Annotated in this window: 18 protein-coding genes; 6 read left to right on the top strand and 12 right to left on the bottom strand. The window is 73.5% G+C overall.

Annotation, left to right across the window (positions count from 1 at the left end; genetic code table 11):
• Positions 1–12 precede the first annotated feature (12 nt).
• Positions 13–1233: a precorrin-6y C5,15-methyltransferase (decarboxylating) subunit CbiE gene (gene cbiE, locus PV342_RS05795; protein WP_018564260.1), complete on the bottom strand. Its 1221-nt coding sequence runs from the start codon at positions 1231–1233 to the stop codon at positions 13–15.
• 99 nt (positions 1234–1332) lie between these two features.
• Entirely contained in the window at positions 1333–1977 is a 645-nt protein-coding gene (locus PV342_RS05790; RefSeq protein ID WP_361012953.1) for a GNAT family N-acetyltransferase, read from the bottom strand.
• A 212-nt stretch (positions 1978–2189) separates the two neighbouring features.
• Between PV342_RS05790 and PV342_RS05785 the strand changes: the two genes are divergently transcribed.
• Together PV342_RS05785 and PV342_RS05780 are read left to right on the top strand one after the other, a co-directional pair.
• Complete coding sequence (locus PV342_RS05785) at positions 2190–2957, top strand: class I SAM-dependent methyltransferase (protein ID WP_400800628.1); 768 nt, start codon at positions 2190–2192, stop codon at positions 2955–2957.
• A gap of 43 nt (positions 2958–3000) precedes the next feature.
• A complete protein-coding gene (locus PV342_RS05780; protein ID WP_018564263.1) occupies positions 3001–3387 on the top strand; it encodes an MmcQ/YjbR family DNA-binding protein in 387 nt (128 codons plus the stop codon).
• 33 nt (positions 3388–3420) lie between these two features.
• Here the strand turns inward: PV342_RS05780 and PV342_RS05775 are convergent, their stop codons facing one another.
• The 3 genes from PV342_RS05775 to PV342_RS05765 are packed head-to-tail and all read right to left on the bottom strand — an operon-like array spanning position 3421 to position 6042.
• Positions 3421–4251, bottom strand: a complete 831-nt coding sequence (locus PV342_RS05775; RefSeq protein ID WP_386990313.1) for a MetQ/NlpA family ABC transporter substrate-binding protein — start codon at positions 4249–4251, stop codon at positions 3421–3423.
• Positions 4252–4288: 37 nt separating this feature from the next.
• On the bottom strand, positions 4289–5008 hold the full coding sequence (locus PV342_RS05770) for a methionine ABC transporter permease (RefSeq protein WP_400800633.1): 720 nt from the start codon (positions 5006–5008) through the stop codon (positions 4289–4291).
• A complete protein-coding gene (locus PV342_RS05765; protein ID WP_329188883.1) occupies positions 5005–6042 on the bottom strand; it encodes a methionine ABC transporter ATP-binding protein in 1038 nt (345 codons plus the stop codon). The genes PV342_RS05770 and PV342_RS05765 overlap by 4 nt, the downstream gene beginning before the upstream one ends.
• Positions 6043–6493: 451 nt before the next feature.
• Between PV342_RS05765 and PV342_RS05760 the strand changes: the two genes are divergently transcribed.
• Positions 6494–6862, top strand: a complete 369-nt coding sequence (locus PV342_RS05760) for a hypothetical protein (protein ID WP_018564267.1) — start codon at positions 6494–6496, stop codon at positions 6860–6862.
• Complete coding sequence (locus PV342_RS05755) at positions 6855–7304, top strand: hypothetical protein (RefSeq protein WP_329188882.1); 450 nt, start codon at positions 6855–6857, stop codon at positions 7302–7304. Before PV342_RS05760 ends, PV342_RS05755 begins: the two co-directional genes overlap by 8 nt.
• Before the next feature lie 7 nt (positions 7305–7311).
• On the opposite strand, the gene PV342_RS05750 is transcribed toward PV342_RS05755, so the two are convergent.
• From PV342_RS05750 to PV342_RS05740, 3 genes are all read right to left on the bottom strand, one after another.
• Positions 7312–7821: a GNAT family N-acetyltransferase gene (locus tag PV342_RS05750; RefSeq protein ID WP_018564269.1), complete on the bottom strand. Its 510-nt coding sequence runs from the start codon at positions 7819–7821 to the stop codon at positions 7312–7314.
• A 124-nt stretch (positions 7822–7945) separates the two neighbouring features.
• Positions 7946–8470, bottom strand: a complete 525-nt coding sequence (locus tag PV342_RS05745) for a sigma-70 RNA polymerase sigma factor region 4 domain-containing protein (protein WP_500316030.1) — start codon at positions 8468–8470, stop codon at positions 7946–7948.
• 89 nt (positions 8471–8559) lie between these two features.
• A complete protein-coding gene (locus PV342_RS05740; protein WP_386990310.1) occupies positions 8560–9741 on the bottom strand; it encodes a glycerophosphodiester phosphodiesterase in 1182 nt (393 codons plus the stop codon).
• A 300-nt stretch (positions 9742–10041) separates the two neighbouring features.
• Here PV342_RS05740 and PV342_RS05735 point away from each other — a divergent pair, with 300 nt between their 5' ends.
• A complete protein-coding gene (locus PV342_RS05735) occupies positions 10042–10698 on the top strand; it encodes a lysophospholipid acyltransferase family protein (RefSeq protein WP_086020787.1) in 657 nt (218 codons plus the stop codon).
• Between the two features lie 24 nt (positions 10699–10722).
• On the opposite strand, the gene PV342_RS05730 is transcribed toward PV342_RS05735, so the two are convergent.
• Positions 10723–15141, bottom strand: a complete 4419-nt coding sequence (locus tag PV342_RS05730; RefSeq protein WP_500316028.1) for a tetratricopeptide repeat protein — start codon at positions 15139–15141, stop codon at positions 10723–10725.
• A 156-nt stretch (positions 15142–15297) separates the two neighbouring features.
• Between PV342_RS05730 and PV342_RS05725 the strand changes: the two genes are divergently transcribed.
• A complete protein-coding gene (locus PV342_RS05725) occupies positions 15298–16008 on the top strand; it encodes a hypothetical protein (RefSeq protein ID WP_500316027.1) in 711 nt (236 codons plus the stop codon).
• Between the two features lie 100 nt (positions 16009–16108).
• Here PV342_RS05725 and PV342_RS05720 read toward each other — a convergent pair whose 3' ends face one another.
• From PV342_RS05720 to argH, 3 genes are all read right to left on the bottom strand, one after another.
• A complete protein-coding gene (locus tag PV342_RS05720; RefSeq protein WP_500316025.1) occupies positions 16109–17557 on the bottom strand; it encodes an MFS transporter in 1449 nt (482 codons plus the stop codon).
• Positions 17554–18111: a TetR/AcrR family transcriptional regulator gene (locus PV342_RS05715; RefSeq protein WP_400800648.1), complete on the bottom strand. Its 558-nt coding sequence runs from the start codon at positions 18109–18111 to the stop codon at positions 17554–17556. Before PV342_RS05715 ends, PV342_RS05720 begins: the two co-directional genes overlap by 4 nt.
• A 99-nt stretch (positions 18112–18210) precedes the next feature.
• Complete coding sequence (argH, locus tag PV342_RS05710) at positions 18211–19638, bottom strand: argininosuccinate lyase (RefSeq protein ID WP_018564277.1); 1428 nt, start codon at positions 19636–19638, stop codon at positions 18211–18213.
• Positions 19639–19678: the final 40 nt, after the last annotated feature.

Below are 19678 nucleotides of genomic sequence, written 5' to 3'. Positions count from 1 at the left end.
CAACCCACCCGCTCACCTGCGGTGTCCGAGGAGCGCGAAGACCACCGTGCGCTCCCGCTCGGACCACTCGTCATCCAGCTCGACTGCCTGCAACAACGCGCATTCCACGGTGTATCCGCCCTCGTCGAGGGCGCGGCTGACGGCTTCGGCCTCGTCCCGGTTCGCGGCGCTCGCGGCGATTCGCTCCGGCCGGCGCGCGGCGCAGGCGGCCACGACCTCCGGCCCGCCGCCCCCGATGCGCACGATGTCCGGTTCCGGAAGGTCCTCCAGCACGTGCGGGGCCCGGCCGTGGACGACCCGCACCTGCACCCCGAAGTCCCGTGCGGTGTCCTCGACGCGCTCGCACGCCGCGGCGTCGGCCTCCACCGCGATGACGGCCGCGCCGAAGCGCGCCGCCTCCACGGCGACGGCGCCGCCGCCGGCGCCGATGTCCCAGAGCAGGTCGCCCGCCCGCGGCCCGAGCCGGGCCAGTTGCAGCGCGCGCAGGTGCGCCGGGCCGTCCCCGGGGACGTACCGCTCGGAGGGCAGCGCCCAGCCCCGGACGCGGTCGGCCGTGGCGGGGTCGCCGCCCGCCAGCCAGCCGGACTGCGCGGGGACCGGGACGGGCACCGGCGCGGGGGCGGCGGCCGGGGCGGCGCCGACGACGAGGACGACGTTGGGGTCGCGCCAGGTGTGGTCGGCCACCTTGTCGGAGGTGAGGACGGTGACCTGCTCGTGCTCGGTGCCGAGGGCCTCGCAGATCACGAAGGTGCGGTGCTCGTCGCCGAGCAGCAGGGCGAGTTCGGCCGGACCGGCGCCTGGCGCGGTCAGCACGGCGACCTTGGGGTGGGCACGGCAGACGTTGACGGCCCGCCGCAGGGTGCGGGTGTGCGCGACGACCACCCGGGCGTCGTCCCAGGGCATGCCGGCCCGCGCGAAGGCCTGGGCGACCGAGGTGACGCCGGGGACGACCTCGACCTCCAGTCCGTACTCGGGGGTGCGCAGGGCGCGGACGACTCCGAAGAATCCGGGGTCGCCGTCGGCGAGGACCACCGCGGTGCCGCGGTGCCGCGCGATGCGGCGGGCGGCCAGGTCGATGCTGCCCAGAACGATCCGCTCGGCGTCCTCCGGCACGAAGGGCAGTGCCAGGTGGTGCCGGGTCCCGGCCACCAGCGTGGCGGCCGACAGCGCGGAACGCGCCGCCTCGCCGGGTGGTGAGCCGTCCCACCCGATCACCGTGACACGGTCGGCCATCGTCGTCCTGCCTCCTGGGCGCGTCGCGGTGTGGTGCCCGGGTGAGGTGATCCCGGGGTGTGCACAGTACCCCGGCCAGGATCTTGCGCTAGGGGGTGCTCACTGCCAGTCGGCGTACGCCGCGTAGTCGGAGCCGTCGGCGGACTCCTCCGCGAGGCCGTCGAGGTCCTCCGGGAGCAGGCTCCACACGATGAGATCGGTGCGGATCTCCTCCCAGCGGCCGTCGGTCTCGCCTTCGGGCCGGATGCGGACCAGGCCCGCGCCTCGCAGCACGCCCTCGCTGATGCAGCCGATCTTCTGCGCGACCTGTTGCGAGGCGGCGTTGTCGGCGGCGGTGCGCAGTTCCAGGCGCTCGAACTTCTGGTCGTCGAAGAGCCACTGGGCGGTGGCCTGCACGGCCTCGGCGGCGTAGCCCTCGCCGCGTGCCCAGGGGGCGATCATGTAGCCGGCCTCGCTGCTGCGGATGCGCCAGTCGGTGCGCTGCAGGTGGACGGTGCCGACCAGCCGCTGGGTGAGGAACTCGGTGACGGCGAGCACGATGCCGCGGCCCTCCGCGCGCTCGGCGGGGGCGAAATCGGCGACGAAGGAGCGGGCGTCCGCCTCGGTGTAGGGATACGGCACGGAGGTCCAGGCGATCACGGACTCGTCGTTCATCATCTCCACCATGGCGGGGATGTCGGACTCCTCGTACGGACGCAGCACCAGCCGCTCCGTACTGATGGAGATCTCCGGGAAGCTGGTCATTCGACGCTCCGTAGCCAGGGCATGTGTGAAGTGCACAGCATGCAGCATCCACCGGTTCACCCGCAGGACCGGGTCGCCGCGGGGCCTGCGCGGCCGTCGCTCCAGGGTACGTCCAACCATCCGCGCGACGGGAGCAGTTGGTGTGCTGTTCCCCGGCTTTTCCGCAGGTCCGCTACGCCCGTGGTCACAGGGTCCTGCTACCGTCTGCCCGCGTGACGGTGCACCACGCAGCAGGAGTCGGATATCAGCGGGCCGCGGGTGTGTACGAGCGGTCGCGGCCCTCGTACCCCATGGCGGCCCTGGCCGAGTTGGCGGACGCGCTGCCCCTGGAGGCCGGCCGCACGGTGGTCGACCTGGGCGCCGGCACCGGCAAGTTCACCCGCCTGCTGGCCCTGACGGGCGCGGAGGTGATCGCGGTCGAGCCGGTGACGGAGATGCGGGAGCGGCTCGCGGAGCTGCTGCCGGGGGTTCGGGTGACGGCCGGGACGGCCGAGGCCACCGGCCTGCCGGACGGGTGCGCGGACGCGGTGGTGGCGGCGCAGTCCTGGCACTGGTTCCAGGAGGAGGAGGCCCTGGCGGAGGTCGAGCGGCTGCTGCGGCCGGGCGGTTCGCTGGCGCTGGTGTGGAACACCTACGACACCTCGGTCCCGTGGGTGCGGGACTACCAGGACATCGTCTTCCGCCTGGCGCCGCGTGACCTGCCGAGCCCGCTGGACGACCGCTGGCGCAAGGCCTTCACCGACCGCGCCGGCTGGTCGCGGGTGCACGAGCGGCACTGGCCGAACCTGCACTCGACGACGGTCTCCGACGTGGTGGAGCGGATGACGTCCTCGAGCCACATCGCGGTGATGGACCCCGCGGAGCAGGAGCGGGTGCGGGCCGAGGTGGAGGCGGTGCTGGCCGGGCACGACGCCACGCGCGGCAACGCCGCGGTGGAGATGCCGTACACCACGGACGTGTACTGGGTGCGGCGCCGCTGAGCGGTCACCCCCCGCTGTCGGTGGGGCCCTGTTGAATGGGCGCATGGACGCGGACCGGCTCGGGGACCTCTGCCTCGGTTTCAACGGCGCTGTGGCGGAGAACCCCTTCCCGCGTGACCGGGAGGTGACCGTCTTCAAAGTCGGCGGGAAAATCTTCGCCATCAGCGCGCTGGGGGGCGAGCCGCTGAAGGTGAGCCTGAAGTGCGAACCCGACCTCGCGGTGCGGCTGCGGGCGGAGCACCCGGCGATCGTGCCGGGGTGGCACCTGAACAAGCGCCACTGGAACACGGTGACGCTGGACGGTTCGCTGCCCGACGCGATGGTGCGGGAGCTGGTGGAGGACTCGTACGACCTGGTGGTGGCGCGGCTGCCGCGCGCGGAGCGGCTGCGGCTGGACTGGCCGGGTGAGGCGGGGGACGGGGCGCGGTGAGCGCGCTGCCCGGCCCCCGCCGGGGCCCGTGGGTCAGAAGGAGGGGATGACGGAACCGGCGTACGTGTCCTCGATGAACTTCTTCACCTCGGGCGTGGTGAGCAGCTTCTTCAGCTTCAGCACGCGCGGGTCCTTCTCGTTGCCCTCCTTGACGGCGAGGAAGTTGCCGTAGGGGTTGTCGTCGGCGGACTCCAGCACCAGGGCGTCGTCGGCGGGCTTGAGCCCCGCGGAGATGGCGTAGTTGCCGTTGATGACGGCCGCGTCGACGTCCTGCAGGGAGCGCGGCAGCTGGGCGGCCTCGAGCTCCTTGAACTTCAGGTTCTTGGGGTTGCCGGTGATGTCGGCGGGGGTGGCCTCGTTGCCGACGCCGTCCTTGAGGGTGATCAGGCCGTTGGCGGCGAGCAGCTTGAGGCCGCGGGCCTCGTTCACCGCGTCGTTGGCGACGGCTATCGTCGCACCGTTCTTGATCGCGTCGGCCGACTTCAGCTTGTCGGAGTACAGGCCCAGCGGCTCCAGGTGCACCGTGACGACGGGCACGATGTGGGTGCCCTTCTTCTTGTTGAAGTCGTCCAGGTAGGGCTGGTTCTGGAAGTAGTTGGCGTCGACGGAGCCGTCCTCGGTGGCGGTGTTCGGCGTCACGTAGTCGCTGAACTCCTTCACCTCGAGCTTGAGCCCGGCCTTGGCCGCCAGGTTGTCCTTGACGAAGTTCAGGATCTCCGCGTGCGGGACGGGGCTCGCGGCGACGACGAGCGGGTCGCTCGCGCTGTCCTTCTTGGTGCCGGAGTCCCCGCCGCAGGCGGTCAGGCCGAGGGTGAGGCCGGCGGCGGCGAGGACGGCGGTCGTGATCTTGATGCTGGTACGCACGAAAAGTGCCTTTCTGGAACGGTGTTGCCTTGCGGTGTCAGGAGGCTTCGGTGGCCGCGGCCGGGCGCAGCAGGCGCAGCCGGGGCGTGGTGGAGGTGCGGCCGCGGTGCGAGGCGCTGCGGGCGGCGAGGTCGCCGGCGAGCTGGACGACGGTCACGATGACGATCAGGACGCCGATCGTGACGAGCATCAGCGAGGTCTCGAAACGCTGGTAGCCGTAGCGGATGGCGAGGTCGCCGAGGCCGCCGCCGCCAATGGTGCCGGCCATGGCGGAGTAGCCGATGAGCGCGATCACCGTGGTGGTGAGTCCGGCGATCAGGGAGGGCAGCGACTCGGGCAGCAGGGCCTTGCGGACGACGGTCCAGGTGCTGCCGCCCATGGCCTGGACGGCCTCGACGAGTCCGCCGTCGACCTCGCGGACGGCGGTCTCGACCAGCCGCGCGAGGAACGGGATGGCGCCGACGGACAGCGGTACGACCATGGCCTCGGCGCCGATGGTGGTGCCGATCACCCAGCGGGTGAAGGGCAGCACCGAGATCATCAGAATGAGGAAGGGAAGTGAGCGGCCGAGGTTCACGACCACGCCGACGGCCTTGTTGACCGTGGCGTTGCGCAGCAGTCCGCCGCGGTCGGTCAGTACCAGCAGGACGCCCAGCGGGAGTCCTCCGGCGACCGCGATCAGGGTGGACCAGCCGACCATGATCAGGGTTTCCCAACAGGCCTGCGACAGCAGCGGCTGCATCTGCGACCAGCTCACTTCGCGCCCTCCTTGACCGGCTCGTCGGCGCCGACCGGGGCGACGTCGACCTGCAGGCCCTTTTCGCGGAGGAAGCCGATCGGCACCACGTTGTCCTCGAAGGCGCCGGGCAGCTCGATGCGCATCCGGCCGACCTGGCGGCCGCCGATGGTCTCCAGCGCGGCGCCGAGCACGGAGATGTCGATGTTGTAGGTGCGGGAGAGCTGGGAGATGACGGGCTCGGTGGCGGCCTCGCCGTGGAAGGTCAGGTCGACCACGGTGCGGCCCTCGCCGGACGGCTCGCCGCCGACCGGGAAGAGTTCGTGGGCGAGTTCGGAGCCGGGCGTGGCGAGCAGGTCGGTGACCTTGCCGGATTCCACGATGCGGCCTCCCTTCATCAGAGCGGCGGAGTCGCAGATGGCCTTGACCACGTCCATCTCGTGGGTGATGAGCAGGATGGTCAGGCCGAGCTGCTGGTTGAGGTCGCGCAGCAGTTGCAGGATCGAGCGCGTGGTCTCGGGGTCGAGTGCCGAGGTGGCCTCGTCGGAGAGCAGCACCTTGGGGTCGCCGGCCAGGGAGCGGGCGATGCCGACCCGCTGCTTCTGGCCGCCGGACAGCTGCGCCGGGTAGGCGCGGGCCTTGTCGGCCAGGCCGACCAGGTCGAGCAGTTCGAGGGCCTTGCGGCGGCGCTCGCGTCCGGAGACGCCGAGGATCTCCAGGGGCAGTTCGACGTTGTCCCGGACGGTGCGCGAGGACAGCAGGTTGAAGTGCTGGAAGACCATGCCGATGCCGGTGCGGGCGGTCCGCAGGGCGGAGCCCGCGCGGTCGGAGCGTCCGGCGAGCGCGGTCAGGTCGCGGCCGGCCACCTCGACGGTGCCGGAGGTGGGTCGTTCCAGCAGGTTCACGCAGCGGATGAGCGTGCTCTTGCCCGCGCCGCTGCGTCCGACGACGCCGTACACCTCACCCTCGCGGACGTGCAGGTCGACGCCGTCGAGGGCCACCGTCTCCCGGTCGCGGGATCGGTAGACCTTGGTCAGGCCCGTTGTGGTGATCACTGGGTTTCCGTCACTGTCGAGTGCGCGGCGGACGAAAGCCGCACACGGGGTGTATGGACCGCGGGCAGGGCATGGCTGCGCCCCTCGGGGAGCGCGGGGGAAGGTCAGCAGTAGGTGCCGGGCGGCTGGGGGTCGTGCGCCAGCCGGCAGCGGCGGAAGGTCTGCTGCGGTTCCGTGTGCATGGGGTGTGCGATCCGTTGCAGGAGGGGTGGGTCTCGCTTCGGGGCGCGAGACTCAGATGGCGTGGGCCCTCAGCGTGCGCACATTCGACACATACGACGAACACCGGGCGTCATCGCCTCGGTCGCGCGGCAGCGGCGGTTCGTCGTGGTCATGTGCCCCAGTAAAGCAGACCCCCGCTCGGCGTTCCAATATCCGGTCTTCGAGTCCGGAATGTGGACAGGCCGGGGGGCCGGGAACCGGCGATTCCCGGCCGTAATAGAGTCGCGCCATGCTCGACGCGCTCACGATCGCGGTCTCGGCCACGGCGCTGCTCCTGGCGTCCTGGTGCGGTTTCGCGGCTTTCCGCGACCAGCCCACCAAGGACTGGCACTTCATCGGCATGGCCCTGGTGGCGGTGCTGGCGCTCGTCCAGCTGGTGACAGGTGTGGTCAAGCTCACCGGCGGCGAGAAGCCGGTGGACGGTACGACGATCTTCGTGGCGTACCTGATCGGCGCGGCCTGCACCGTCCCGGCGGCGGGCTTCATGTCGCTGACCGAGCGCACCCGCTGGGGCTCGGCGATCGTGGCCGCGGGCGGGGTGATCCTGGCCGTGCTGGAGGTGCGGCTCCACGACATCTGGGGAGGCGTCAGTGCCTGAGACCGCGAAGGACGCCGCCGCGCCGAACGCCGCCGGGCCCGGGATCGGCCGCGGGCCGGGCCGGCTGCTGCTCTCGCTCTACGGCGTCTTCACCGTCGCCGCGCTCTCCCGCGCGATCGTGCAGATCAGCATGCAGTTCGACCAGGCGCCGCTGGCGTACCTGCTCTCCCTGCTGGCGGGCATCGTCTACGCGGTGATCACGGTGGCCCTGTGGCGGGGCGGGGAGGGCGCGCGGAAGGTGGCGCTGGTCAGCTGCGCGCTGGAACTGGCCGGCGTGCTGACGGTGGGCACGCTGACGCTGGTCGACTCCGGGGCGTTCCCCGACCAGACCGTGTGGTCCGACTACGGCATGGGCTATCTGTTCCTGCCCGTCGTCGTGCCGGTGACCGGCCTGCTGTGGCTGCGCCGGCCGGCGCGGCCACAGCAGGACTCCGGATCCTGACGCGGGCTCAGGCGCTCGCGGCGTACGTCTCGGGCCGGGCGGCCGGCTTCTCCATGTGCACCAGGCTCAGGTGGCGCGTGACCGGCTCGACGTTGCCGATCTGCGCGTAGCCCAGCTTGCGGTACAGCTGCAGGTTGACCTCGCTGCGGTGCCCGGTGAAGAGCCGGTAGCGCTTGGCCTCGCTCTCCGCGGCGAGGCGCTCCTCGATGGCCCGCAGCAGCCGGCCGCCGAGTCCGTGCCGCTGCATGCGGGGGTGGACGATCAGCTTGGCGAGCCGCGCGGTGCCGTCCTCGTCCACGGAGCCGCGGACCGAACCCACCACCTCCTCGCCCAGCCGGGCCACCACCACGATCCCGCCCGCGAGTTCGGCGCGCAGCGCCTCGAGGGTCTGGGTCAGCGGTTCTATGCCGTAGTCCCCGTACAGTGCGGCTTCGTCCTGGTAGCAGAGGTACTGCAATTTGAGGATCTTCTCGGCGTCGTCGCCGGTAGCCGCAGAGATGGTCACGCTCATGCCCATGTGCGCTGGCCTCTCCTTCGAGTCCGCCCGGGCCGCGGGGGGTGAGGGTGCGGCGCGGGACGTTGCCCTGAATCGTTTCCGGAAGGCGGCGCGGCCCGTGCACAAGCGTCCGTACGCCGACTGTTTACGGTGCATTACCCCGTCGTACGGGTGATGCAACCCCGGTTGCGAGGATCGTACGCAGGCAACTCAGGCACCGGGAACGCATCGGTCCGAGGCTGCCCTGTGAGATTCCCAACTCCCGGGAGATTTCACGGTAAGAGGGATCGGAACGGGAGATCAGGGCGGATACCAGCTCCGGGCAGCGCCCGGGCAGCCGGCGCGCGGCGGTCAGCAGGGTGCGGCGCTGCTCGGCGGCGAGCACCTGCTGTTCGGTGCTCGGCAGGGCCTCGGCGGCGGGATGGCGGCCCGGGCCGTACGGCGTCTCCCGGCGGGCCCGGCGCACGGCGAGGCGCACCTCGGCCCGCACCGCCCGGCGCAGCCAGCGGGCGGGGTCGGGGGGCGGTTCGGGAAGCTCCAGCAACCGCAGCCACACGGACTGTTCGAGGTCCGCCGCCTCGACGCAGGCGGGGACGGACTCGGCGGCCGCCTCGGCCGCGAGCAGCGGGCGGATGGCGGTCAGCTCTTGGTGTCGCACGCGCGGGGTCATGCCCGCCGGGACATCCCCGGCGCGCCGGGTGGTTGCCCCTTGGCGGGGGAACCACCCGTGCGCGGGAGGGGATCACCTCGTGTTGACGATCACTTCCGGCCGACGAAGTCCGCGCGGGCCAGGAGCGCGGTGTCGCAGTTGTCCGAGAAGATGCCGTCGATGCCCTGCTCGAAGTAGACCTTGAAGGCGCCGAAGGCGTCGCCGTAGGCGTTGGGGTCCGTGCCGACCCGGAAGTCGGCGGGCAGGAAGCTGTTCTCGTTGCGCATCGTGTACGGGTGCAGGATCAGCCCGGCCTTGTGGGCGTCGCGCACCAGCGTGGTGGGCGTGCCGAGCTTGCCGGCCGCGTCGCGCGGGATGATCAGGTTCAGGGTGGGGCCGATGCCCTGCGCGAAACCGGCGATCCACTTCAGCCCGGCCGGGGTGACCAGGTCGGCGACGGTGCGCGGGTCACCGGCGGCGACGAAGTCGTACGGGCGGGTGGTCGCCGCGTCCAGCAGGACGACCTTGGGGTTGCGCAGGCCGAGAGCGCCGAGCCGCTGGATGCTGCCGGGCTCGAAGGACTGCAGGAACAGGGGCGAGTCGCGCTTGTCGCGGCCGTAGCGGCGCAGCAGCTTGGCGAGCCGCTCCTCCAGGCCGAGGCCGATGCCGCGGAAGTAGGTGGGGTGCTTGGTCTCGACGTGCAGCCACACCGCCTTGCCGCGGCGGCGGCCCTGCTCGTCGGCCCAGCGCAGCACCTCCTCGAAGGTGGGCACCTCCCAGTGGCCGTTGTAGACGGTGTTGTGCTGCCGCTGGGCGGGCAGCCGCTCGACCGCGCGCAGGGTCTTCAGCTCGGCGAGGGTGAAGTCCTCGGTGAACCAGCCGGTGGTGGCGACCCCGTCGAGGGTCTTGGTGGTCCGGCGGTTGGCGAACTCGGGGTGGTCGGCGACGTCCGTGGTGCCGCCGATCTCCGGCTCGTGGCGGCAGACGAGGTGCCCGTCCTTGGTGGGGACGACGTCCTGCTCTATGACGTCGGCGCCGAGGTCCAGGGCGAGCTGGTAGGAGCCCAGGGTGTGCTCGGGACGGTAGCCGCTCGCGCCGCGGTGGCCGACGACGGTCGGGACGGGCAGGGGGTGGACGGGCACGGAGCCGTGCGAGGAGCCCCGCTCGGCGGCCGCGGCGGTGCCCGCGCCGCCGAGCACGGTGACGCCGGCGCCGAGCGCGGCGGCCCCGATCAGTGCCCGGCGCCCGGGCCCCCTGCCCTGCTCCCGGCCGCCCTGCTGCTCGTGCGTCATGTGCGCTCCCTCGTGTCGGCCGAACGTCCGTCCGGCTCCTGCCAAGCGACGCGCGCATCGTAGGCGGGCCCGAGTTTCCTTCGAGCTGCGATCGACGGAACGTGGCGGAAACGCACGTCAACAATGCGTACCGGTCGTGTGAACCCGGTGTGCGTGTCGCGCCGTGGCGGAAGTATCGTCCTCGGCGGGAGAGGCGCACACTGGTGGGCGAACCCCGCGGGAGTCCGGCCGGACTCCCGCCGACCACGACCGGAGGACCCGTTGTTCCGCATCATCCTCAAGGCACTGCTCGGAGTACTGATGCGCGTCCTGTTCCGCCCCCGGGTCGAGGGCGCGGAGCACATCCCGGGCGACGGCCCCGTGATCCTCGCCGGCAACCACGTCACCTTCATCGACTCGATGTTCCTGTCACTGGTCGTGAAGCGTCAGGTCTTCTTCATCGGCAAGGACGAGTACGTCACCACCCCCGGGGTCAAGGGCCGGCTGATGGCGGCCTTCTTCACCTCCGTCGGCATGATCCCGGTGGACCGCGACGGCGGGCACGGCGGCGTCGCCGCCCTCATGACCGGTCGTCGCATCCTCGACGAGGGCCGGGTCTTCGGCATCTACCCCGAGGGCACCCGCTCCCCCGACGGCCGCCTGTACCGCGGCCGCACCGGCGTGTCGCGGCTGGCGCTGATGACCGGCGCACCGGTCGTCCCGTTCGCGATGGTCGACACCGACCGGATCCAGCCGGGCGGCGCCGGCGTCCCGCGGGTGCACCGCTTCACCGTCCGCTTCGGCAAGCCGCTGGAGTTCTCCCGCTACGAGGGCATGGACCGCGACCGCTATGTGCTGCGCGCCGTCACCGACGAGGTGATGAGCCATGTGATGCGGCTGTCCGGCCAGGAGTACGTCGACATCTACGCCACCAAGGCGAAGGCGTCCAAGGCCACGGACCACGCGACGGCGGCGTAGCCCCTCCCCCGCGGCGTCTCACCCTCACAGGCGCGGCATCCGGCCGACCGGCCCGTTGCCCGCGGGCGTCCGCGCCGGGGTGAGCGCGACCTCGCCGCGCGGGCCGCGGGAGATCTGGCCGATGCTCGCCGACAGGTCGGCCTCCATCCCCCCGGGCAGTTTGAGGCGGATCAGCACCGGCAGCAGGAACCCCACCGCGATGAGCCCGGCCAGCACCGGGGTGAGCGTCGTGAGCATCACGGCGGTGACATGGTGCTTCCACAGGAAGTCCACCCAGGCCGCGCCGAGCACGGCGGTGGCCACCAGCACCAGGACCGCGCTGCTCAGTCGGCTCCCGCGGGCGGCGCGTGCGTCCTCCTCCAGCAGCCGCAGCGCCCGCTCCGCGTCCTGGTGCGCCGGGTCGAGGCGGCGGCAGCGGGTGAGGAAGCGCTGGGCGCGTCGCCGGTGGAGCAGTTTCAGCCGGACGTCGACGGTCTGCGTGCCCAGCCGCTGCTCCACCACCCCTGCCACGAAGTGCGGTTCGGCCTCGCGCTCGGCCAGCCGGATCGCGGCCCGCGCCTCCTGGCCCGCGTCGCGGTGGCGGTCGGCGTTCTGCTCGGCGTCGCCGGCCTGCACCAGCAGGCGCGCGAGCGCGAGCCGCAACTGCCACTCCGGCTGGTCCCGCATCCCGCGCCGGCCCAGCACGCGGCGCAGTTCCTCCTCGGCGGCGCCGAGGTCCCCCGCGCCCTCCGCCAGCGCCACCGCGAGCCCGAGGGCCGCGCTGCCGCTGTCCGGGTCCACGGCGACCGCCCGGCGGAACTCGCCGGCCGCCTCCGCCGTCATGACGTCGCCCCCGCCCTCCCGGGCCCGGTGCAGCGCGAGGCTGCCCAGTTCGACGTGGGCCTGTACGTCGTACCAGTCCAGCTCGACGGCCCGGCGCAGCACGGCCTCGGCCTCCGTGTAGCGGCCGAGCTGCACATAGAGCGCGCCCAGTTCGGTGTGGGAGCGGCCGTACGGGTCCAGTTCCACGGCGCGGGCGAAGTGCCGCTCGGCGGCGGCGGGCTCCCCGCGCCGGTGCGCGATCAGCCCGAGGCAGGTGTGGGCGGCTGCGTTGCGCGGGTCCTCGCGGCCGACGGCCCGGCAGTGGGCGGCCGCCTCCGCGAGACGTCCGTCCGACTGCGGGCCGCCGGGGCCGAGGTCCGCGAGGCGCACCAGCGACCAGGCGCGGCCGAGCCGGAAGTCGTGGTCGTGCGGCCGGCCCCGCAGGACCTCCGCGAAGGCGTCCGCCGCGTCCAGCGGGCGCTGGTCCATCAGCGCGACCCAGCCGGTCGCGGCACGGGCCTCCGCGCGTCCGAGGGGTCCGGGCGCGGATTCCAGCAGTTCCTCCAGGACCTGCGCGGCCGGGATGTGGTCGCCGCGCTCCGCGTGCACCGCGGCCAGCTGGAAGCGGAGCGATGTCAGGTGCGGGCGGACGCGGGTGAACTCCTCGACGCGGCGCTCGGCCTCGTCCAGGCTGCCGCATTCGCGCAGCGTGGTGACCAGCTGGTCGTGGGCGGTCACGCTGTACGGGGCGTCGGCCACGGCGCGTTCGCACTGGGCCAGGGCCTCGTCGTACCGGTGCCGCTCGCGGAGCACGGCGGCGAGGCGGCAGCGCACCGACACCGCGTCCGGGACCCTGCCGAGCAGCGCCTCCGCGGCCTGCTCAGCCTCCTCGCAGCGGCCCAGTCCGGCGAGGGTGTCGATCAGCAGCCGGCACGCCCACTCGTGCTCCGGGTCGAGTTGCAGGGCCCGCCGCAGATGCGGCAGCGCCTCCTCCCGGCGGTAGGTGTCGGCGAGCACCTGCGCGGTCGCGACGTGCGCGGCGGCGATCCCGGGGTGGCCGCCGCGCGCCCGGCGGGCGACCGCCTCCGCCTCGTTCCACCGCCGCAGCGAGCACAGCACCTCCACCTTGAAGGTCAGGGTGCGGACCCGGTCCGGACGCAGGGTGAGGGCGCGGTCGACGCTCTCCAGGCACTCCGTGTCCTTGTCCTGGTCCCAGAGGCAGTAGGCCAGGTCCATGTGGGCGTCCGGCGCCGTGGGACGGCGCTCGGCGCCGCGCCGCAGCACCTGTTCGGCCTCGTCCCATTGCCGTGAGCGCCGCAGGAGCCAGCCGAGCAGGTCCACGGCGCCGGAGGCGTCGTCGGTGAGTTCCGCGGCGCGCCGGGCGAACGGCAGGCCATCGCCGGGGCGTTCCATCGCGGAGTACAGCCAGCCGACGGCGGTCAGCACCTCGGGGTCGTCGGACCGGAGACCCGCGGCGTCCTCGGCGGCCCGCTCGGCCTCGTCCCAGCGTCCGAGCCTGCGCAGGACGGCGAGCCTGCCGAGCAGCGCGTCGCGGTGGTCCGGTTCGCGCCGCAGCGCCTCCTCGTACGCCTCACACTCCTCGGTCCGGCGCTCCTGCTCGCCGAAGCACGCGGCGAGCAGACAGGGGCCCGCGGCCGAGCGCGGCGATGCGGCGGCGGCCCGGCGGGCGGCCGACTCGGCCGCCGGCAGGTCCCCGCGGCCGAGGTGCGCCGTGGCGAGCAGTTCCAGCGCCTCCAGGTCGTCCGGGCGCAGGCGCAGGCACTCCTCGGCCGCGGCGCGGGCCCTGTCGTGGTCGTCCCGCCCCAGGGCCGTCCTGGCCCGCTGGGCGGCCACGACGTCGGCGGGTACGCCCCGGTGCACGGCCTCCTCCAGGGCGGCCTCGGCCTCGCTCCACCGCTCCGCCGCACGCAGACCGTCGAGCCTGGCGACGTGTGCGTCCGCCGAGCGGGCGTCGAGGCGCAGGGCGCGGTCCACGGCCGCCAGCGCCTCCTCGGTGCGCTCCGCGGCGAACAGGACCGTCGCCAGGAGGGCATGGGCCTCGGGGTCGTCGGCGGCGGTCTCGGCGCCCTGCCGGGCGGCGGCCTCGGCGTCGGCGAGACGGCCCAGGCCGTACAGGGACCGCACGCGCAGGCGGGCCGCGAAGCCGCGTTCCGGTTCCGCGCGGAGTGCGGCCTCGCACTCCTCGACCGCCCGCGCGTACCTCTGCCGCGCGAAGGACAGGCAGGCCTGCTCCTCCAGGAGCAGGCCCTCCAGACGTCCGGTGCGGTCCGCCTCGCGCAGCGAGGCGATCATCTCCGCCGTGTCGTCCCAGCGGCGGGCGCCGCGCAGCAGGGCCAGCGAACGCTCCATCAGATAGGTGTCAGCGGGTGCGAGTTCCCTGGCGCGCGTCACGGCGGCGAGTGCCTCGTCGTACCGGCCGGCCGCGCCCAGGGCCCCGGACAGGCGCAGCAGTGCCTCCGGATCGGCGGGCCGCAGCGCGGCCGCGTGCCGGACGGCCTCGGTCGCCCCGTCGACGTCGCCGCCGCGTCTCAGCAGGTCGGCCCGGACGCCGAGCGCCCAGTCCGAGCACGGGTCCAGCGCCAGGGCCTCCTCGGTACGGGCCAGGGCGCGGTCGAGTGCTCCGCAGGCCAGTTCGGCGGCGGCGAGTTCCAGCCTGACACCGGGCGCGTACGGGCACTCCCGGGCGGCCCGCCGTCCCGTGGCGAGTGCCTCCGCCGGGTCGCCGCCGCGTCGTTGCGCCTCGGCCTTGCACTCCCAGGCGAGATCGCAGTGCGGTTCCAGCGCGAGCGCCCGGTCGCAGGCCGCGACCGCCTCGTCCGTACGTCCGAGGTCGATGAGGCAGCGGGCGTGTTCGACGTGCGCCTCGGGGCGCCGCCCGTAGCGCGCGGCGAGGCGCTCGGCCGCCTCCAGCGCGGCCCGGCCGTCCCCGCGGCGGCTCTCGTACCGGACCTCGGCGGTCAGCACGGCGACGTCGTCCCGGTCCAGGGAGCGGGCGGAGAGCAGTTTGGCGTGGGCCGGTTCGCCGCCGCCCCGGCTCGCCGCGATGCGTACGGCCGCGCAGCGGACCTCGACGGGGTCGGCGAGCGCGTGCTCGGCGTCCTCCAGGCCCCTCAGCGCGGCGGCGGTGTCACCGAGTTCGACGCGGGTCCACGCGGCCCCGATCCAGCCCTCCGCGTGGCGCGGTCCGACGGAGGTGGCCTGTTCGAAGGCCGCCAGCGCCTCGTCCCAGCGGCACGAGCCGTGGTGCAGCCAGCCCAGCGCCGTGTGGACGTCCGCGGACCGCGGGTGCCGCGCCGCGGCCGCCGTTCCCTCGGCCAGGGCCTCGTCGAGGCGGCCCATGCGGTCGAGGGCCGCCACGCGCCACCCCGCGGCGGGGCCGCATTCCGGGTCGTGGCGCAGGGCTGCGGCGAACTCCTCCAGGGCGGCCCGGTGTTCGTACTGCCGCAACCGCAACCGGCCGCGTGCGACGTGCAGTCGGGCCGTCCGCTCGGGATCGCCCTCCGCGCGGGCGAGCTCCGCGCCGATGAGGGCCTCGGTCTCCTCGTAGCGGCAGTCGAGGGTGTACTCCCTCAGGACAGCCAGGACGTCGGTGTCCTGACCGGGCTGTGCGTCCGTGCTCATGGCGCTCCCTCCCCCGCGGCGGGTACCGGCAGCATACGGAGTGCGATCCGGCCCCGTGCGGGCGGAGTCGGCGGCCGGCGGCCGGCGGCCGCCGCAACCCGCGGACCCGTACGGCGCGTCCCTTCCGGTGACGGATCCACCGGGGCGGGGGGACCTGTGCAGTACATAGAGGTGACGGAGCTGGCGGGGGTGCGGTCGGCGGTCGTCCGCTTCCGCAGCCGCGGGACGGCGCTGGCCTTCGAGCTGTACCCGATGATCCATCTGGCGGAGCCGGCCTTCTACGAGGAGGTGACGGCCCGTCTGCGCGCCTCCTGCGACCTGGTGATCGCCGAGGGCGTCCGGGGCAGTACGGCGACGCGGGCGCTCACCCGGTCGTACCGCAGCCTCGCGGGCCACCAGCGGCTGGGGCTCGTCGTCCAGGACATCGACTTCGCCACGCTGGGCGTGCCGGTGATGTGCCCGGACATGAGCGGTGCGGAGTTCGACGGCCGGTGGCGGCGGCTGCCGCTCAGGGAACGGGCGGCGCTGGCCGCGCTCGTCCCCGCCTACGTCGCGGGCATGCGGCTGCTCGGCACGCGCCGCTTCCTCGCCCGGCACATGCAGCTCGAGGACCTGCCGGATGACGACGAGGAGACGGAGCTCTGGACGGACGACCTGGTACTGCACCAGCGCGACCGCCTGCTGATCGACGCGCTGAGGCATCTGCACCACGCCCGGGCCGGCCGTACCGAGCCGTTCACGGCCGGGATCCTGTACGGCGCGGCACACATGCGCGCGGTGACGACGGCGCTGATGGACCTGGGTTACCGGCCGGCCGGCTCGCAGTGGCTCACGGTCTTCTCCCTCGACGACCCCGGCGCCGCCTGACCCGGTGCGGGGACGGAGACGAGGCCGGCGGCGGCGCGTCCCACCCGGAGCCGCCGAACGCCCGGGTGCGGCACGGCACTTCGCCTTGCGGCCGCAGTCCTCAGTGGCCCACCGCGGAGACCCGGCCCTCCGCGAGACGCCCGCCGCGCAGCAGGCGCCAGGCGGCGGTGGCGGCCAGCAGGAGGACGGCGCCGCCGGCGCCGGACGCGGCGCGCAGGCCGTCCGTGAAGGCGGCGGGGTCGGCCGAGGCGGGGCCGCCGGAGATCCCGGTGACGACGGAGCCCAGCAGGGCGATGCCGAGGGCGGCGCCGAGTTCGTACGCGGTCTCGGAGACGCCGGAGGCGGCACCGGCCTGCCGAGGGGGGACGCTGGAGAGGATGACGTCGGCGGTGACGGTGAACGACAGCCCGGCTCCGGCCCCGACGACCAGCAGGGCGGCGCCGAGGAAGAGATAGCCCGTGTCCGGGCGCAGGGCCAGCAGCGCGAGCAGGGCGAGTCCGGTGGCGCCGAGCCCGCCCGCGACGGCGACGCGGACCGACCAGCGGCGCGCGACGGCGCCGGCGGCGAGTCCGGTGGCGGCGGCGCCGAGGGTCGCGGGGAGTTCGCACAGGCCGGCCTGGAGCGGGGAGCGGCCCTGGACGAGCTGGAGGAACTGGGAGAGGAAGAAGACGCTCCCGGCGAGCCCGAGCACGGTGAGCAGGTCCGCCAGCACGGCGCCGGAGAAGCCCCGGTGCCGGAAGAGCCGCATGTCCAGCAGTGGCTTGGGCAGGGCGAGCTGCCTGCGGACGAAGGTGTGCAGGCAGGCCGCGCCGAGGAGGCCCGCACCGGCCGCGCCGGCGCCGGGGCCGTGCACGGCGAGCTGCTTGACGGCGTAGACGACGCCGAACATGCCGAACAGCGAGAGCAGGACGCTCAACGGGTCCCAGGGGCCGGGCTCGGGGTCGCGGGACTCGGGCAGCAGCCGGGCGCCGACGACCAGCAGCAGTGCCATGACGGGCAGGTTGATGAGGAAGACCGAGCCCCACCAGAAGTGCTCGAGGAGTATCCCTCCGGCGACCGGGCCGAGGGCCGCGCCCGCGGTCGAGACGGCGCCCCAGACGCCGATGGCGAAGCTCCGCTCGCGCGGATCGGGTGAGAGGGTGCGGATCAGCGCGAGTGTGGAGGGCATGAGGGTGGCGCCCGCGACGCCCATGAGGGCGCGGGCGGTGATGAGCATGCCGGGGCTCGTGGCGTACGCGGCGAGCACGGAGAGCGCGCCGAAGGCGGCGGTGCCGGTGAGCAGCAGCCGCTTGCGGCCGACGCGGTCGCCGAGACCGCCCATGGAGACGAGCAGGCCCGCGATGACGAAGGAGTAGACGTCGCCGATCCACAGCAGCTGGGTGGAGGTGGGCCGCAGGTCCGCGCTGAGGAAGGGCACGGCGAGGCCGAGCACGGTGGCGTCGACGGCGATGAGCAGCAGCGCGAGGGTGAGGACGCCGAGGGCGAGCCAGCGGGCGGGGTGGCCGCGGTCGTCGTGGCGGGGGGTCGTGACGGGTGCGGCGGTGGTCATGACCCGCCCCGGGGGGCGCGCAGCATGCCGCCGAGCAGCAGGTCCGTGACCATGCGGGCGGAGTCGAGGCGGGCCATGCGGCCGTCCTGGACGGACCAGGCCGAGGCGGCGATGAGCGCGTACAGCGCCTCGACGAGCCAGGCGGGGGTCAGGTCGTAGCGGAAGGCGCCGGTTTCCTGGCCGCGCCGGAAGAGCGCGGCGACCCGGGTGTCGATGCGCGCCCAGCCGTCGTTGATCTCGGCGAAGTCGTAGATCTGGTTCTCGCCGTAGAGGAAGGCCAGGAAGCCGGAGACGGGCACGGCCTCGTCGATGAGCCGGCGGACGGCCTCGACGGGGTCGCCCTCCTCGATGCGCGCCGCGTCCAGGCGCTCCTCGGTCTGCTCGATGCCGAGCACGCCGAGCGCCCGCACCAGCGCGTCCCTGCCGGGGAAGTGCCGGTGGAGCGTGGCGCGGCTGACGCCGGCGGCCTTGGCGATCTCCTCCATGGAGGCCGTGGCGCGCCGCGACAGCAGATCGGCCGCGTCCCGCAGGACCTGCTCACGATCGAAGCTCATGAGACAAGGCTAATGCATACGAGACGTTGATGTCTCAAACGCGAGGACGAAGAAGCCCGGCCGGGTGGACGGACCCGGCCGGGCTCCCCGCTCTCGGGATCAGCTCTTGGCCTGCGCCCACGCCAGTTGGACCGCGAGGTCCCGCTTGACCTCGGCGAGCTGGACGACCACCGCCGACGGCGCGGTCCCGCCGCGACCGTCACGGGCGGCCAGCGCGCCGTGGACGTCGAGCACGGTGCGCACCTGCGCGGTGAGGTGGGGCGAGATCTTCGTGAACTGCTCGTCGGTCAGCTGGTCCAGCTCGATGCCCTCGGCCTCGCAGACCTTGACGCACTCCCCCGCGACCTCGTGTGCGACGCGGAAGGGCACCCCCTGCTTCACCAGCCACTCGGCGATGTCCGTGGCGAGCGAGAAGCCGGCCGGGGCCAGCTCCTCCATGCGCTCCCGGTTGACGGTGAGCGTGGCCATCATGCCCGTGAAGGCGGGCAGCAGGACCTCGAGGGTGTCGCAGGAGTCGAAGACCGGCTCCTTGTCCTCCTGCAGGTCCCGGTTGTACGCCAGGGGCAGCGCCTTCAGCGTGGCCAGGAGGCCGGTCAGGTTGCCGATGAGCCGCCCGGACTTGCCGCGGGCGAGTTCGGCGATGTCCGGGTTCTTCTTCTGCGGCATGATCGACGAACCGGTGGAGAAGGCGTCGTGGAGGGTGACGAAGGAGAACTCCTTCGTGTTCCAGATGATGACCTCCTCCGCGATCCGCGAGAGGTCGACGCCGATCATGGCGGTGACGAAGGCGAACTCGGCGACGAAGTCGCGCGAGGCCGTGCCGTCGATGGAGTTGGCCACCGAGCCGTGCTCGAAGCCGAGGTCCCGGGCGACCGCCTCCGGGTCCAGCCCCAGCGAGGAACCGGCCAGCGCGCCGGAGCCGTACGGGGAGACGGCGGTGCGCACGTCCCACTGCCGCAGCCGCTCGGCGTCCCGGGACAGCGCCTGGACGTGGGCGAGCACATGGTGGGCGAAGAGCACCGGCTGCGCGTGCTGCAGATGGGTGCGGCCGGGCATGGCGACGTCGATGTGCGTCTCGGCGAGCCGGACCAGGGCGTGCTGCAGCTCGGCGATCAGGCCGCCGATGATCCGGGCGTGGTCGCGCAGGTACATCCGGAAGAGTGTGGCGACCTGGTCGTTGCGGGACCGGCCGGCGCGCAGCTTGCCGCCGAGGTCGGGACCGAGCCGCTCCAGCAGGCCGCGCTCCAGGGCGGTGTGGACGTCCTCGTCGGCGATGGTCCCGGTGAAGGAGCCGTCGGCGACGTCGGATTCCAGCTGGTCGAGCCCGGCGAGCATGCGGGTCAGCTCGACGTCGCTGAGCAGCCCCGCCTTGTGCAGCACGCGCGCGTGGGCGCGGGAGCCCGCGATGTCGTACGGCGCGAGCCGCCAGTCGAAGTGGACGGACGCGGAGAGTTTGGCAAGCGCCTCCGCGGGACCGTCGGCGAAACGCCCGCCCCAGAGCCGGACGTCGCCGCTGTTGGTGCTCACTGCTCTGCTCGCTTCCCTCGGGGGTGGATGTGCGCCCGCC

Source organism: Streptomyces sp. PA03-3a, assembly GCF_033792735.1.
Classification (GTDB): Bacteria; Actinomycetota; Actinomycetes; order Streptomycetales; family Streptomycetaceae; genus Actinacidiphila.
The sequence above is the reverse complement of the archived record's forward strand: the minus strand, read 5'-3'. Positions and strand labels throughout refer to the sequence as shown.

Excerpts from the sequence above, each read along its gene's own strand:
- PV342_RS05720 (WP_500316025.1), bottom strand. The coding sequence starts at position 17,557 with ATGACCACCGCCGCACCCGTCACGACCCCCCGCCACGACGACCGCGGC.
- PV342_RS05735 (WP_086020787.1), top strand. The coding sequence starts at position 10,042 with ATGCGCGTCCTGTTCCGCCCCCGGGTCGAGGGCGCGGAGCACATCCCG.
- PV342_RS05715 (WP_400800648.1), bottom strand. The coding sequence starts at position 18,111 with ATGAGCTTCGATCGTGAGCAGGTCCTGCGGGACGCGGCCGATCTGCTG.
- PV342_RS05745 (WP_500316030.1), bottom strand. The coding sequence starts at position 8,470 with ATGACCCCGCGCGTGCGACACCAAGAGCTGACCGCCATCCGCCCGCTG.
- PV342_RS05760 (WP_018564267.1), top strand. The coding sequence starts at position 6,494 with ATGCTCGACGCGCTCACGATCGCGGTCTCGGCCACGGCGCTGCTCCTG.
- PV342_RS05740 (WP_386990310.1), bottom strand. The coding sequence starts at position 9,741 with ATGACGCACGAGCAGCAGGGCGGCCGGGAGCAGGGCAGGGGGCCCGGG.
- PV342_RS05730 (WP_500316028.1), bottom strand. The coding sequence starts at position 15,141 with ATGAGCACGGACGCACAGCCCGGTCAGGACACCGACGTCCTGGCTGTC.
- PV342_RS05790 (WP_361012953.1), bottom strand. The coding sequence starts at position 1,977 with ATGACCAGCTTCCCGGAGATCTCCATCAGTACGGAGCGGCTGGTGCTG.
- cbiE (WP_018564260.1), bottom strand. The coding sequence starts at position 1,233 with ATGGCCGACCGTGTCACGGTGATCGGGTGGGACGGCTCACCACCCGGC.
- PV342_RS05750 (WP_018564269.1), bottom strand. The coding sequence starts at position 7,821 with ATGGGCATGAGCGTGACCATCTCTGCGGCTACCGGCGACGACGCCGAG.
- PV342_RS05780 (WP_018564263.1), top strand. The coding sequence starts at position 3,001 with ATGGACGCGGACCGGCTCGGGGACCTCTGCCTCGGTTTCAACGGCGCT.